This is a genomic window from Terriglobus roseus (assembly GCF_900102185.1).
Lineage (GTDB): Bacteria > Acidobacteriota > Terriglobia > Terriglobales > Acidobacteriaceae > Terriglobus > Terriglobus roseus_A.
In genome coordinates this window covers 3,568,772-3,582,305 of record NZ_LT629690.1, presented here as the reverse complement: position 1 = coordinate 3,582,305, position 13,534 = coordinate 3,568,772, and the positions used below count along the sequence as shown (strand labels likewise).

The following is a 13,534-nucleotide window of genomic DNA, read 5'->3' as shown; positions in this document are numbered from 1 at the left end:
CGAACGGAAATGGTATGGCTGAGAACAACGCAACCGGCGCAACCGTGATCACTTCGATCGCTCCGGCCAAGATGACGCTGGCGGAGGTTCGCGCCAAGCTTGACGGCAAGCGTGGCAAGCGCTTCTGGCAGAGCATGGATGAACTGGCCGAGGCGCCGGGCTTCACCGAGATGCTGCACGAAGAGTTTCCGCAGCAGGCTTCGGAGCTGACGGACGGCATCAGCCGCCGCGGCTTCATGAAGGTGATGGGCGCGTCGCTGGCACTGGCTGCAACCACGGGTTGCACCAAGCAGCCGGACGAACCGATCTTCCCGTATGTGAAGGCTCCTGAGGACCTGGTCCTTGGCAAGCCTAACTATTTTGCAACTGCCTACCCCTTCTCGACAGGCGCACTGCCGGTCCTGGTGAAGAGCGAGGCATACCGTCCGATCAAGGTCGACGGTAACCCGGAGCATCCGGTATCGAAGGGCCGCAGCGATCTGTTCGCGCAGGCTTCGTTGCTGGATCTGTATGATCCGGACCGTTCCGCGCATGTTGTGAAGCATGTTGGCGGCATGACGCTGAACTCGGATTTCGGTGCGTTCTCTGATGCGTTCCGTTCGGCCGTGCAGATGAGCGGTGGTCAGGGCATCTATGTCCTGTCCGAGCCGATCGTTTCGCCGTCGCTGGCAGCGCAGTGGAAGCAGCTTGCTGCAAAGTATCCGAGCGCGAAGCTGGTTCAGTGGTCGCCGGTTAACAATGATTCGGCACGCATCGCTTCAAAGGCTGTGCTGGGCGACTACTACGACGCGCAGTACAAGCTGGAGAATGCAGACGTCATTCTTTCGCTGGATGCGGACTTCCTGTCGTCGTCGGCGTACCCGGGCTTCCTGCCGCTGTCGGCTGCGTATGCAGAGCGTCATCGCTACGAGTCGGGCAAGGTAATGAACCGCCTGTACACGGTAGAGAGCATGCCGACCGTGACCGGCGCGAAGGCAGAGCATCGCCTGGGCCTGAAGCCGAGCGACATCGTCAAGTTTGCGAGCGCGCTGGGGAATGGTGGATCGTTCGCGGGCGACGAGTACGCGCAGAAGTTCTTTGCTGCAGTTCTGGCCGACCTGAAGAAGGCTGGCAGCCGCGCGGTGGTTATCGCGGGTGAGCAGAGCCACCCGGCCATCCAGGCTGCGGCGCACGCTCTGAATGCTCAGCTTGGCGCGGTGGGTTCCACCGTGGTCTACACCGAAACGGTGCAGGCTCTGCCGTCGGTTGGTGCGGATGATCTGAAGGCGATGGTTGCCGCGATGAACTCCGGTCAGGCTCGCGTGGTGGTCATCCTCGGCGTTAACCCGATCTACAGTGCTCCGGCTGATCTTAAGTTCGGCGATGCAGTTTCGAAGGTGCCGTTTGTTGCGCACCTTGGTCAGCACCTGGATGAGACCGGTCAGCGTGCTCACTGGCACGTGAATGCGGCTCATTACCTGGAGAGCTGGTCGGATGCTCGCGCATACGACGGTACGATTTCGATCGTGCAGCCGATGATCGATCCGCTGTATGGCGGCAAGACATCGCACGATGTTCTGCAGGCTGTTCTGGATAATCCGCAGAAGACTTCGTACCAGGTGATTCAGGAGAACTTCAAGACCTACGCGAAGAGCGGCGACGCTACCGCATGGCAGAAGGCCCTGCACGACGGTTGGGTTGAGGGAACGGCGTTCGAGCCGAAGTCGGGTGTTTCCGGCAAGGCTGTCTCGCTGGACATCTCTGGACTGGCCGCTTCGGCTGGCGCTTACGAAATCGCCTTCAAGGCTGATCCTTCGGTTTACGACGGTCGCTTTGCCAACAACGGCTGGCTGCAGGAAGTTCCGAAGCAGGTAACGCGCATGGCGTGGGATAACGCCGCGCTGATGTCCATGAACACCATGGAAGCCCTGAAGGTGGAAGAGCGCGATCTGGTTGAGTTGGAAATCAACGGCCAGAAGGTGAACTTCCCCGTGCTGATGATGCCGGGACATCCAGATGGCGTGATCACGGTTCACCTTGGTGGTGGCCGCTGGTTTGGCCGCGTGGGTCAGTATGTGGGTTCCGATGCGAACAAGCTGCGCTCGATCAACTCGCAGTGGTCGCAGCCGGGCCTGAAGGCGAAGAAGACCGACGGCGTGTATGACCTCTGCGTGACCCAGGTTCATGATCTGGATCATCGTGGCAAGCTTGCCCAGAGCGACCTGCAGCATCCGACGGATGCGAACGCAGCGATCTCCGAGCCGGGCCACGAAGCGATGGAGCGCGGTGTGATCCGCACGGCCACGCTGGCGGAAGCTCAGAAGAATCCTGGCTACGCACACGAGGGCAACCTGCTCTACGAGACGCCGCCGAAGGATGAGTCGTTCTTCCCGGATGACTGGAAGTACGACAAGACCGACAAGTCCAGCGGCAAGATGCAGAATGCCTGGGGCATGTCGATCGATCTGAACTCCTGCATTGGCTGCAACGCCTGCGTGGTGAGCTGCTATGCCGAGAACAACAACCCTGTTGTTGGTCGCGAGCAGGTGAAGATCGGTCGAAAGATGGACTGGATCCGCATCGACACCTACTTCGAGGGCGATCTGCATGCTCCGAAGGCGCACTTCCAGCCGATGCTGTGCCAGCACTGCGAAAACGCCGGTTGCGAACAGGTTTGCCCGGTAGGCGCTACGGTGCACTCGCCGGAAGGCCTGAACACCATGGTCTACAACCGTTGCGTGGGTACGCGCTACTGCTCGAACAACTGCCCATACAAGGTTCGTCGCTTCAACTTCCTCCTGTACTCGGACTTCGATACGGAGAGCCTCAAGTTCATGCGTAACCCCGATGTCAGCGTTCGTTCGCGCGGCGTGATGGAGAAGTGCACCTATTGCGTGCAGCGTATCCAGGCCGTGAAGATCGAAGCCGACAAGGAAGGTCGCGCAATCCAGGACGGCGAAATCGTTACGGCATGCCAGCAGGCCTGCCCGACCGACGCCATCGTCTTCGGCAACATTAACGACAAGAGCAGCCGGGTTGCGAAGCGCAAGGCTGAGGAGCGGGACTACCAGGTTCTGGCCGACCTCAACTACCGGCCGCGGACCAGCTACACCGCTGGCGTGTCTAACCCGAATCCTGAGCTGGAGATGGCGTAATGGCGACCAAACCTCTTCACGATCCATACCGCCAGCCGGTGAATGACCCGATGATCGACCCGGTAACGGGCGAATACGTGGTCCTCGCTCCGGGACATAACTTCACCAGCGTCACGCGCAAGATTGCGAACGTGGTGCTTACCTCGCACACGCCGCTCGGTTGGTTTTTCGGACTGATCGTGGCGGGCGGTTTCGCCTCGCTGGCGCTGATCGCGATTACGTGGCTGGTGCTGAAGGGCACCGGTATCTGGGGTGTCACCATCCCAGGCGCGTGGGGCTTCGCTATCGTCAACTTCGTGTGGTGGATCGGTATCGGCCACGCCGGAACACTGATCTCGGCCATTCTGCTGCTGTTCAAGCAGAGCTGGCGTAACTCGATCAACCGTTTTGCAGAAGCCATGACGATCTTCGCCGTGGTCTGCGCCGGCCTGTTCCCGGTACTCCACGTCGGACGTCCGTGGCTCGGTTACTGGCTGCTGCCTCTGCCGAACACGATGAACGTCTGGCCGCAGTTCCGTTCGCCGCTGTGCTGGGACGTGTTCGCTGTATCCACGTACGCGACAATCTCGGTGGTGTTCTGGTACGTCGGCATGATTCCTGACTTCGGAACGCTCCGCGACAAGGCGCAGATGCCCTTCGCAAAGTGGTTCTACGGTCTGCTGTCACTCGGCTGGCGCGGTTCCACCCGCCACTGGATGCGCTATGAAACGGCATCCCTCCTGCTGGCCGGTCTTTCAACGCCTCTCGTACTCTCGGTACACACCGTCATCAGCTTCGACTTCGCGGTCGCTGCTCTGCCGGGCTGGCACACCACGATCTTCCCGCCGTACTTCGTTGCGGGCGCCGTGTACTCCGGCTTCGCCATGGTGTTGACCCTGGCCATTCCGATCCGCAAGTTCTACCACATGGAAGACCTGGTGACCCTGCGTCACCTGGACAACATGGGGAAGGTCATGCTGGCAACCGGTCTGATCGTTGCGTATGGCTACGGCATGGAAGTCTTCATGGCCTGGTTCTCTGCCAGCCACTGGGAATTCTTCATGATGTGGAACCGTATGTTCGGACCCATCGGCTGGGGCTACTGGCTGCTGATCATCTTCAACATCGCGATCCCGTTGCTGACCCTGTGGTGGCGCAAGCTCCGGACGAACGTTGGATTCCTGTTCTTCCTGTCGATCGTGGTCAACATTGGTATGTGGTTCGAGCGTTTCGTGATCGTTATCACCTCGCTCTACCGTGACTTCCTGCCTTCGAGCTGGGGCACGTACCGCGCTACCAAGTGGGACTACCTGCTGTACCTCGGCACGTTCGGTATCTTTACCAGCCTGTTCCTGCTGTTCGTCCGGTTCATTCCGATGATCCCGATGAACGAAATCAAGATGATGCTTCCGCAGACCAAGTTCAATGGTCTGGACGCGGAAGAAACTGTTGAGGAGACTGCCTGATGCCGGTCGAAGAGGGAGTCTACGGCCTCCTGGCCGAGTTCAATACGCCTCAGGCGATGGTGAAAGCCACTGTCGCCGCACGCGACGCGGGCTACCGTCGCATGGAATGCTACACGCCCTATCCGGTGGAAGAAGCTGCCACCGCACTGGATGTGCACCGCAACCGTGTGCCGCTGCTGACGTTGATGGGCGGCCTGATGGGTCTGACGACAGCATTCCTGATGCAGACGTGGATGTCCGCGATCTCGTATCCGATTAACATTGCGGGTCGTCCGCTGTTCTCGTGGCCGGCATTCATCATCCCGGCTTACGAATGGACGATTTTGTTCGCGGGTCTTTCCGCGGCGTTCGGCATGCTAGGACTGAATGGTCTGCCGCAGCCGTACCATCCGCTGTTCAACGCGCCCAACTTCCGTGTAGGCGCGACGGATGACAAGTTCTTCCTGTGCCTGGAGGCGACGGATCCCAAGTTTGAGCTTGGCGAAACGCGCGAGTTCCTGGAGCAGTTCCGCGCGGTGAGCGTGGTGGAGGTAGATCTGTAATGCAGGCAATCGGCAACAGGGAACAGGGAAACATGTCCCGCCGCCTTCTGGCTGCGTCGGTGGCCTGTCTGAGCATGCTGGGTCTTGCCGGCTGCCGTCAGGATATGCACGACCAGCCGAAGTTCTTCCCGCAGCGCGGTACCAATTTCTATGCAGATGGCCGTTCGGTCCGTCCGCAGGCGCTTGGAACCGTGGCACGCGGCCAGGAAGACGAAGGCTCTTACTACCGCACGGGCCTGATCAATGGCGCAGAGGGCGATGGCCTTCCGGTGCCGTTGACGGCAGATCTGATTGAGCGTGGCCAGGAGCGGTACAACATCTACTGCACGTCCTGCCACTCGCGTACCGGTAATGGTCGCGGCATGGTTGTGATGCGTGGGTTCTTCCCCGCAGGCAATCTGCACACGGAGCGCCTGCGTTCGGCTCCTCTGGGCCACTTCTTCAACGTGATCTCGAATGGTTATGGCGCGATGCCTGACTACCAGGGACAGGTCACCGTGGAAGACCGCTGGGCTGTTGTTGCTTACATCCGTGCTCTGCAGCTCTCGCAGCACGCCACCACGGCGGATGCGGGCGGCGCAAAGATTGAGAAGATGGAAGATGTGGAGAAGGCAGAAGGCCTGTCCGCGAACTTCGTAAAGGAATGGGACCTGCCGGCAACGGCTGGCCAGATCCAGAAGTCGCAGGTGATGGCAGCTCCTCTTCCGCAGCCCATGCCGCAGCCCGCTGCCGATGCAGCGAAGCCCGCGCAGGTGTCTGAAGCAAACCCTAAGTCGGCTCCCCTGGCATCTGCCCTGCCAGCTGGAGCCAAGCCGACCGCGGCAACCGCTGCGGCAGCCAAGACGGAAGCCAGTGCTTCGGTTCCGTCGGCCGCTGCTCCGCATGCCGCCGCGGGCGATGTAGCGAATGGGCAGAAGCTATATACGGCGAACTGCAGCGTGTGCCACCAGCCGACACGCCAGGGTATGCCGCCAATGATTCCGTCGCTTGTGGGCATTGTGGCCCGCGTAGGAGCGGCACATATTCACGCGCAGGTGGCCAACGGGTCACCGACATCGAAACCGCCGATGCCGGCGTTTCCGCAACTTTCCAACGAGAACGTGAACGACATCGTCGCGTTCCTGGCAGCAAGCAAGTAATCGAGTTCCCTGAAGGATAAGGCCGCAACGAATGGCACACGGACACGAACATTACGCACTGGAAGGAGCCGGCGATCCCGGCGCAGCTCATAGCGCGCTGCACGCCGATCATGGGCCGCGAGTGCTTCCAGCCGACCTGAGCGCACCTCCAGCGGTCGCCGCGTGGAAGACACGCAGCCTCATCGTTGCAGTGGTGGGCCTGGTGCTCTCCGGTATTCTTGGCGTCCTCGACTTTAATCACGTCGCCCGCGCATATCTGCAGGCATGGATGCTGGTCTTCGGCCTGTGCGGCGGTGGCCTGTGCGTGCTGATGCTGCAGTACATTTCTGGCGGTAAGTGGGGCCTGGTCCTGCGTCGTCCGCTGGAAGCCATGGCAGCTACCTGGTGGGTTGTTGCTGCACTCTGCCTCCCCTTCTTCGTATTCGGCAAGCGCCTGTGGCTGTGGGCTGCGTATCCGACGCATGAAGCCGTGGAGAACGCTCTGCACAGCGGTCTGCTGACTGAAGGTCAGGCACATTCGCTGGACTGGAAGCGCATCATGCTTTCGCCCGCAAGCGTGACTATTCAGATTGCTATTGTTCTGGGATTCATCGCGGTCTGGACGACTTTCCTGAACCGCTGGTCGCTGCAGCGTGACGCAGATCCTGAGCGTGGCACGCAGGCGTCGTACGAGTACTGGCGCACCAAGACGGAGAACCTGTCTGGTATCGGTATCCTGCTTTACTCGGGATTGCTGACGCTGGTTGCCATCGACTTTGTGATGGCTCTGGACATCACGTGGTACTCCACGATGTACGGTCTGATCTTCCTGGTTGGTCAGGGCTACGCGGTACTGGCGCTGGGTGTGAATACGACCATCCGCCTGAGCCTGTATGAGCCGCTGAAGACCATTCTGCGCAAGACCGAGCAGTACGATCTGGGTAAGTTCATGCTGGCGTTCGTCATGCTGAACATCTACCTGAGCTTTGCGCAGTTCCTGATCATCTGGTCTGCGAACTCGCCGGAAGAGATTCCGTGGTACCTGAACCGCATTGGTGGCGGATGGTGGGTGTTCACTTCGCTGGACTTCATCTTCCACTGGGTTGTGCCGTTCTGCTGCCTGCTGAGCCGCAGCTTCAAGTACGACAACCGCAAGATGCTTGGCCTGACCATGTGGATGATGTTTGCCCGCTGCTTCGATCTGTTCTGGCTCATCGAGCCGAACTTCCCGGATGCTGCGCGCAACTTCCACCTGAGCGCCGGAATCTTCGCGTACATTACTGTGCCGGTCGCCATCGGCGGCATCTGGCTCTACTTCTACTTCACGAACCTCGCCTCGCGGCCGCTGCTGGCCCTGAATGACCCGCACACCGCGGAGGTCCTGGAGCCCGAACATGCCCACTGAGTTCAACGAGCGCGATCACATCGAGAGCGTCAAGGGACCCTCGACGTTCCACGACGAACACGGTCTTCCGAAGCCGGAGCCGCACCCTTCGCCGAAGTTTGACCCGGAACATCCGGGATACGAAGTTACGGACGTCAACACCAAGGGCGTAGCAGTCTTCATCGCTGGCCTGGTTGGATTCCTGATCGTCTTCTTCGGTCTCTGCTATGTGATGGGTAAGGCCATTAACTATGGCTTGCTGAAGCAGGATCTGCAGGAAGCGTCGAAGTCGCCCTATGCAGGCGGTAGCCCGGAAGGTGTGCAGCACCGCGGCGCCAGCCTGGCGACGAATCCGGAGCAGGAGCAGGCGGATGCAGCACGCATCGCGCAGAGCTTCCCTTCGCCCCGTATTCCGGTGGACGACGATGACCAGGAGACTGCGGACATGCATGCCCGCGAGGATCTCCTGCTGGAGCACTACACCTACGCTGATCCCTCGGAGGGCCCGGAAGGGACCATCCACATTCCGGTGGAGCAGGCAATGGCTCTGGTTGTGAAGCGTGGTCTGCCGACGGCAGCAACTCCGGCTACCAGTGTTCAGACGAAGATGGCCGGCGACAAGCAGTTCAAGGCAGTTGCGCCGCTGACCACCGGTTTTGCGCGCACTGGCTATGAGCTGGAGCAGATCGAAAGCCGCGAGCAGAAGATGGCCGTGGAAAAAGAAGCTCAGGAAGCCAAGAAGTAAGTCAGTAGTTGATGGAGATGGAAATGAAGCTGCAGAAGACAATCCGGAGAAAGCGCATGGGCGGCCTGTTGGCTGTGCTCGCGCTGATGTTCGGCCTGTTGCCTGCGGCTGTTTCTGCCCAGGTATCCAGCATTGCGGATAAGCAGTCCGGAGAGAATTCCGGTAGCGAACTTCCGACCGTGCTGAAGGGCGCTGCCATCGATCAGCATTTGAACACCACTCTGCCGTCTGTTCCTTTTGTGGACGAGACCGGCAAGGCGGTGAACACGGCTGACTACTTCAACAACGGCAAGCCTGCGGTTCTGGCTCTGGTGTACTTCAAGTGCCCGATGCTGTGCTCGGAAGAGCTGGATGGTCTGGTGCAGGGTTTGGCGATGGTTCACCTTGACCCCTCCAAGGACTTCAATGTCCTGGTGGTTAGCATTGACCCGACCGATACACCGACCGATGCTCTGAAGGAAAAGAAGCTGTACGCCAAGCGGTATGCACGTCCTGGTACTGAGGGTGGATGGCACTTCCTGACTGGCCAGCAGGCTTCGATCGACGCTGTGACCAAGGCTGTGGGCTTTGGCTATGTGAAGATTCCGAGCCCGGACGGCAAGACCACCCAGTTTGCGCACGCCAGCGCGATCCAGATTCTGACGCCCGAGGCGAAGATTGCGCAGTACTACCTCGGCGTTGAGTATGCCCCAAAGGATCTCCTTCTGGGACTGGTGGAGGCATCGGATCACAAGATCGGATCGCCGGTCGCCAACATTTTGACGTATTGCTACCACTACGATCCGCACCGTAACAAGCACAGTCTGATCGTCGCCCGCGTTGTACAGCTCGGCGGCATGATCACAGTGGCGGGGCTGGGCGGATTTATGTTTTTGATGTTTCGCCGCGACCTGAAGCTTGGCCGCGAGAACGCTTTGACCCGCAAGGACGACCGGACCTAACGACCGGCGCACCAGCGTATTGAACTTTCGCGGACAAGAGACCGCAGGACCCGAACGAGAGAACGGACAGGAAGAGATAAAGGCCAACGATGCAGATCAGTCCAGTGCTTTGGCAGTTCCTAACCAAATGGCTCACCAGCTCGGCGCTTTGGCCCGACCAGGCCTCCACAATTGCGCCCTGGGCGGACGCGCTGTACATCTTCCTCTGGTTGATGACGGTGGTGGGCATGCTCCTGGTGGGCGCGCTAGTGCTATTTTTCGCCATCCGCTACCGCCAGGAACGGCACCCGGAAGCAGTGCAGATCGAAGGATCGACGCTGCTGGAAGCCACGTGGACGATCATCCCGCTGGGTATCTTCCTGTTTGTGTTCGTATGGGGCGCATGGCTTTACTTCCGCATCTACAACCCGCCTGCTGATGCAATGCAGGTCTACGTGGTGGGCAAGCAGTGGATGTGGAAGGCTGAGCATCCGGGCGGCCAGCACGAGATCAACGCGCTGCACGTCCCTTCAGGACGTCCGGTGCAGCTGACCATGATTTCGCAGGACGTGTTCCACTCGTACTCGATTCCGGCCTTCCGTGTGAAGCGTGAAGTGATCCCTGGCCGTTACACCACGGTCTGGTTCAACGCGACGAAGCCGGGAACGTACCACCTGTTCTGCACGCAGTACTGCGGTACGCTCCACTCCGGCATGATCGGTGAGATTACGGTCATGGATCCGGCTGACTACCAGAAGTGGACGGAAGAGTCGACCAGCGGCATGAGCCTTGCACAGAACGGCGAGCGTCTCTTTGCATCGCTTGGTTGCATCTCCTGCCACTCCGGCAATGCGACGGCCTCTGGCCCGAGTCTGGCTGGTGTTTACGGGTCTAAAATCAAGATGGATGACGGCACGGAGCAGGTGGCCACGGATGGCTTCCTCCGCGACGTGATCCTGAATCCTTCGCAGCATGTCCCCTATGGTTACAAGCCGATCATGCCGACATACCAGGGGCAGATTAGCGAAGAAGGCCTGATCGACCTGGTGGAATACATCAAGGGCTTGAAGACCAACTATCGTGTGCAGCAGACGCTGGACACGTCAAAGTCCGATGACGCGGCGCCCATCACACCCACGGCTTCGCAGAAGGTGACGCAATGAGTACCATCGTTTCGCTCCCTGATCAGAGCACGGCTACGCTGCCGAAGAAGAACTACATCAACGCTGAGCACGGCCTGCTGAGCTGGCTGCTGACTGCGGATCACAAGCGGATCGCGATGCTGTATCTCTTCAGCATCACGTTCTTCTTCTTCATCGGTGGTTTCTTCGCGGGCATGGTCCGCCTGGAACTGCTGACCCCGGCTGGCGATCTGATGGCTGCCGACACCTACAACAAGATGTTCACGATGCACGGCATCGTGATGATCTTCCTGTTCCTGGTGCCGTCGGTTCCGGCAACGCTGGGTAACTTCTTCCTGCCGATCATGATCGGTGCGAAGGATCTCGCGTTCCCGAAGATCAACCTGCTGAGCTGGTACCTGTACATGGCCGCCGGTATCTTCGTGATCACGACGCTGGTTCTGGGTGGTGTGGACACGGGCTGGACGTTTACGACGCCGCTCTCCACGCATTACCTGAACACACACGTTGCGACGACCGCGACCGGTATCTTCATCGCCGGCTTCTCGTCGATCTTCACCGGTTTGAACTTCATTGTGACCGTGCACCGTATGCGTGCACCGGGTATGACCTGGTTCCGTATGCCGCTGTTCGTGTGGTCGAACTATGCAGCTTCCGTGCTGATGGTTCTGGGTACGCCGGTTCTGGCTATCGCGATTGTCCTGGTGGCTCTGGAGCGCACGATTGGTATCGGCGTATTCGATCCGACCAAGGGCGGCGATCCGCTGCTGTTCCAGCACTTATTCTGGTTCTACTCTCACCCTGCCGTGTACATCATGATTCTGCCCGGCTTTGGTGTGATCTCGGAAGTGGTCTCGACCTTCACCCGTAAGCGCGTCTTCGGCTACACGGCTGTGGCGTTCTCTTCGGTGGCGATTGCGGTGTTCGGCTTCTTCGTATGGGCCCACCACATGTTCATCATGGGTGTGTCGAACTACTCCGCGCTGGTCTTCTCGCTGTTGACCATGCTTGTGGCAGTTCCTTCAGCCATCAAGATCTTCAACTGGGCGTTCACCATGCAGAAGGGCTCCATCACGTTTGAGACCCCCATGCTGTACGTGTTCGGCTTCATCGGTCTGTTCACCATCGGTGGTCTGACCGGCGTGTTCCTTGGCTCGCTGGGTATGGACGTGATGCTGACGGAAACCTACTTCGTCGTGGCTCACTTCCACTTCGTGATGGTGGGCGGCATGTTGATGGCGTTCCTCGCGGGTATCCACTTCTGGTGGCCCAAGATGACCGGCCGCATGTATCCGGAAGGCGTTTCGAAGTTTGCCGCTGTGGTGACCTTCATCGGATTCATCCTGACGTTCTTCCCGCAGTTCGTGGTTGGCTACCTCGGTATGCCGCGCCGCTACGCGGCCTACCCGGCTGAGTACCAGGTGCTGAATGTGCTGTCGACCGCAGGCGCTACGGTTCTGGGTGTTGGCTACATGCTGCCGCTGTTCTACCTGGCCTGGTCGCTGAAGTATGGCGCGATTGCTGGTTCGAACCCCTGGCAGGCTACCGGCCTTGAGTGGCAGATTCAGTCGCCGCCGCTGACGGAGAACTTCATCGAGACTCCGATCGTGACGCAGGAAGCTTACGACTACGAGTGGCTGGCGAAGAAGCAGGAACGCGAACTGCAGCACGTTGGCTAAACAGATTTGAATTACCGGGCTGCAGCGTAAAGCTCAGTCCGGGCAACACAAGATTTACGCAGTACGAGAGGGTATTCGATGTCGATCGCTTCGACCATTACGCATCCGCCGGAGCCGGAGATCCATCCGTCGCATGACGTGCATGAGCACCCGTTCTATCAGAAGCACCACTTCGAGACGGCGGAACAGCAGCGTGAAGCCGCCAGCTTTGGAATGTGGCTGTTCCTGCTGACGGAAATCATGTTCTTCGGCGGACTGTTCTTCGCGTACCTGCTGTACCGCAACTGGTACTACGAGGCATTCGTTTCCGCTTCGAACTCTCTGAACATGCCGCTGGGGCTGGTCAACACGATCGTGCTGATCTCGTCTTCGTTCACCATGGCGATGGCGGTGCATTCCTCAGAGATTCGTGACCTGAAGAAGTTGAAGTTCTTCCTATGGGTCACCATCCTGCTGGGATTCGTCTTCCTTGGCATCAAGACCGTTGAGTACCACGACAAGTTCGTGGAGCACCACGTTCCGGGCGCTTCGTTCGACATCAAGGACTTCGTGAACCCGCCCAAGGGCAGCCTGGAAAAGCCGCTGACCGTGGACATGGCGAACAAGACGCAGATTTACTTCTCGCTGTACTTCGCGATGACAGGCGTCCACGCACTGCACATGATCATCGGTATCGCCATCCTGTTCGTTCTGGTTTGGAAGGCGCGCACGGGGCTATACACAACGGGATATGTTCAACCGATTGAGAACTTCGGATTGTATTGGCACTTTGTCGATATTGTCTGGATCTTCCTCTTCCCGTTCCTCTATTTGATTAACCGGCACTGAGTTCCGGACGTATGCAACAAGGGCAGGCGAAATATCCTGCCCGGTAACACCGAAGAGATTGCAGTAAAAGGAAGCGCATGAGCGACCACCAGGCAACATCGCAGAACCTGACGCCCGTCGATGCACAGCACCATAACCTGGATGTGCACGACCCGGACAACGTTACGAACCCGGAGCACATTGCTCACCACATTGTGAGCCCGGCCGTCTACGGCATGATCTTTGGCGTGCTGATGCTGGGTACGCTGCTGACCGTGGGCGCATCCATGGTGAACCTTGGACCATTCAACGCACCCATTGCCATCGGCATCGCTGTGACGAAGGCTGTGTTCGTGGTGCTGTTCTTCATGCACGTGAAGTACAGCTCGCGACTGGTGAAGCTGACGGTTGCTGCTGGCTTCTTCACGTTCCTGATTCTTGTGTTCATGAGCCTGCTGGACTACGTCTCGCGCGCATGGGGTCTTTGGTAGTTCAAGACTGAATCATCGTTTGCAGATTGAAAGACGCGCGGATTTACCGCGCGTCTTTTGTTTTGGTGAAGGAACAGCTTTCTCCGTTCTGAGGGAAAGCTGTTCGTTGTGTTTTTCATTCGGTTGC

General features: G+C 59.0%; 11 protein-coding genes. All 11 read left to right on the top strand.

Annotation, left to right across the window (positions count from 1 at the left end; translation table 11 throughout):
* Positions 1-14: 14 nt before the first annotated feature.
* The 11 genes from BLT38_RS15055 to BLT38_RS15005 all read left to right on the top strand — a co-directional run bounded on the left by BLT38_RS15055 (position 15) and on the right by BLT38_RS15005 (position 13,407).
* Complete coding sequence (locus tag BLT38_RS15055) at positions 15-3,134, top strand: TAT-variant-translocated molybdopterin oxidoreductase (protein WP_231966537.1); 3,120 nt, start codon at positions 15-17, stop codon at positions 3,132-3,134.
* Positions 3,134-4,579: an NrfD/PsrC family molybdoenzyme membrane anchor subunit gene (nrfD, locus tag BLT38_RS15050; protein ID WP_083345916.1), complete on the top strand. Its 1,446-nt coding sequence runs from the start codon at positions 3,134-3,136 to the stop codon at positions 4,577-4,579. The genes BLT38_RS15055 and nrfD overlap by 1 nt, the downstream gene beginning before the upstream one ends.
* Positions 4,579-5,121, top strand: a complete 543-nt coding sequence (locus BLT38_RS15045; protein WP_083345915.1) for a DUF3341 domain-containing protein — start codon at positions 4,579-4,581, stop codon at positions 5,119-5,121. The genes nrfD and BLT38_RS15045 overlap by 1 nt, the downstream gene beginning before the upstream one ends.
* A gap of 32 nt (positions 5,122-5,153) precedes the next feature.
* Positions 5,154-6,260 (top strand): c-type cytochrome, encoded by a 1,107-nt coding sequence (locus BLT38_RS15040; protein WP_156785151.1) that lies wholly within the window; start codon positions 5,154-5,156, stop codon positions 6,258-6,260.
* Positions 6,261-6,291: 31 nt separating this feature from the next.
* The gene (locus BLT38_RS15035; protein ID WP_083345913.1) at positions 6,292-7,644 is read left to right on the top strand and encodes a hypothetical protein; all 1,353 of its coding nucleotides are present in this window, start codon (positions 6,292-6,294) and stop codon (positions 7,642-7,644) included.
* Positions 7,634-8,368: a hypothetical protein gene (locus BLT38_RS15030; protein ID WP_083345912.1), complete on the top strand. Its 735-nt coding sequence runs from the start codon at positions 7,634-7,636 to the stop codon at positions 8,366-8,368. Before BLT38_RS15035 ends, BLT38_RS15030 begins: the two co-directional genes overlap by 11 nt.
* 23 nt (positions 8,369-8,391) lie before the next feature.
* A complete protein-coding gene (locus BLT38_RS15025; protein WP_083347121.1) occupies positions 8,392-9,309 on the top strand; it encodes an SCO family protein in 918 nt (305 codons plus the stop codon).
* Between the two features lie 89 nt (positions 9,310-9,398).
* The gene (gene coxB, locus BLT38_RS15020; protein WP_083345911.1) at positions 9,399-10,451 is read left to right on the top strand and encodes a cytochrome c oxidase subunit II; all 1,053 of its coding nucleotides are present in this window, start codon (positions 9,399-9,401) and stop codon (positions 10,449-10,451) included.
* On the top strand, positions 10,448-12,109 hold the full coding sequence (locus tag BLT38_RS15015) for a cytochrome c oxidase subunit I (protein ID WP_083345910.1): 1,662 nt from the start codon (positions 10,448-10,450) through the stop codon (positions 12,107-12,109). Before coxB ends, BLT38_RS15015 begins: the two co-directional genes overlap by 4 nt.
* Before the next feature lie 78 nt (positions 12,110-12,187).
* Complete coding sequence (locus BLT38_RS15010; protein ID WP_083345909.1) at positions 12,188-12,937, top strand: cytochrome c oxidase subunit 3 family protein; 750 nt, start codon at positions 12,188-12,190, stop codon at positions 12,935-12,937.
* Positions 12,938-13,014: 77 nt separating this feature from the next.
* A complete protein-coding gene (locus tag BLT38_RS15005) occupies positions 13,015-13,407 on the top strand; it encodes a cytochrome C oxidase subunit IV family protein (protein ID WP_083345908.1) in 393 nt (130 codons plus the stop codon).
* The last annotated feature ends 127 nt before the right edge of the window (positions 13,408-13,534 follow it).